The sequence below is a fragment of the Streptomyces sp. SBT349 genome (assembly GCF_001083795.1).
GTDB lineage: Bacteria > Actinomycetota > Actinomycetes > Streptomycetales > Streptomycetaceae > Streptomyces.
This window is the reverse complement of the sequence record NZ_LAVK01000641.1, coordinates 1-1,697: the sequence shown is the minus strand read 5'-3', so window position 1 is coordinate 1,697 and position 1,697 is coordinate 1. Positions and strand designations below refer to the sequence as shown.

1 protein-coding gene is annotated in these 1,697 nt (G+C 77.7%); it reads left to right on the top strand.

Annotated elements, in window-relative coordinates; genetic code table 11:
* On the top strand, positions 1-1,697 hold a 1,697-nt coding region (locus ADY01_RS35460), incomplete at both ends, for an acyltransferase domain-containing protein (protein ID WP_049580984.1).

The window sequence follows — 1,697 nt, the reverse complement described above, 5'->3', positions numbered from 1 at the left end:
CACCCGGCGGCCCCGACGCGCCGCGCCCGCTGGCGTTCGCGCTGTCCGCCCGCTCCGCCGCCTCACTGCGCGGCCAGGCGGAACGGCTCCGCGACCACCTGCTGGCCCGGCCCGAGGAACGGCTCGCCGACCTCGCCCACTCGATCGCCGTCACCCGTACCCCGATGGACCACCGGGCCGCCCTGGTCGCCCAGGACCGCGACCAACTCCTCGCGGCGACCGCCGCCCTGGCCGCGGGCGACCCCGCCCCCGGGCTCTGGACCGGCAGGGCCCGCCGCGGCAAGCTCGCGTTCCTCTTCACCGGGCAGGGCAGCCAGCGGCCCGGGATGGGCGCCGCCCTGGCCCGGACGTTCCCCGTCTACGCGGAGGCGCTCGAAGAGATCTGCTCCCACGCCGACCCGTCGCTCGGCCGGTCGCTGCGCGACCTGATGACCGCGGAGCCCGGCACGCCCGAGGCGGACGCGCTGGGCGGCACCGAGTACGCCCAGCCCGCGCTGTTCGCGTTCGAGGTCGCCCTGGCGCGGCTCCTCGCCTCCTGGGGCGTGCGGCCCGACGCCGTCCTCGGCCACTCCGTCGGCGAACTGGCCGCCGCGCACATCGCCGGGGTCCTCGGCCTCCACGACGCCTGCGCGCTCGTGATCGCGCGCGGCCGCCTGATGGCGAAGGCGCCGGCGGGCGGGGCGATGGCGGCCATCGAGGCGAGCGAGTCCGAGATCGCGCCGTCCCTGGCCGGACACGAGGACCTGGTGTCGCTCGCGGCCGTCAACGCCCCCTCCTCCGTCGTGGTCTCCGGCGACGCCGACACGGTCGCCCGGATCGCGGGCACCTGGCGGGAGCGGGGCCGCAGGACGACCGGGCTGAAGGTCAGCCACGCCTTCCACTCGCCTCGACTGGACGGCGTGCTGGACGAGTTCAGGACCGTCGCGGAGAGCGTCACCTACGCGCCGCCCGCGGTGCCCCTGGTCTCCAACGTGACCGGCGCGCTCGCCGACCCCGAGCTGCTCTCCACCCCCGACTACTGGGTGCGGCACATGCGCGGCACCGTGCGCTTCGCCGACGGGATCGCCGCGCTGCACGGCCACGGCGTCGCCACCCACCTGGAACTCGGCCCCGACGGCGTGCTGTCCGGCATGGGCCAGCACTGCCTGCCCGCCGGCGCCGAGGCGCGTTTCGTGCCCGCGCAGCGCGCGGACGGCGAGCCGGTGGCGGACGTCACCACGGCCGTGGCCCGGCTCTACACCACCGGGCGGCGGCCCGACTGGCAGGCGTTCCACGCCGGCCTCGCGCCCCGCCGCGTGCCGCTGCCGACCTACGCGTTCACCCGCGACCGCTACTGGCTGGACGCCGGGCTCACCACCACCGCCCCCCACCTCGGCCTCCCCGCCTCCACCGGCGCGCCCAGCGCGTCCGCCGCCTCGGGCGCCGCCGCCCCGGACGGGGCCCGAGCCGCCGCCTCGCCGCTGGGCGCCGACCTGGCCGGGCTCGCGCCCGAGGCGCGGGGGGCCAGGGCGCTGGACCTGATACGGCGCCACATCGCCGCCGTCCTCGGCCACGCCGACCCCGAGGCCGTCGAACCGGACGCCGCGTTCAGCGACATGGGCTTCACCTCGCTGACCGCCGTCGAACTGCGCAACAGCCTGGTCGCCGCCACCGGCGTCGAACTGCCCGCCAGCCTCGTCTTCGACTACCCGACGCCG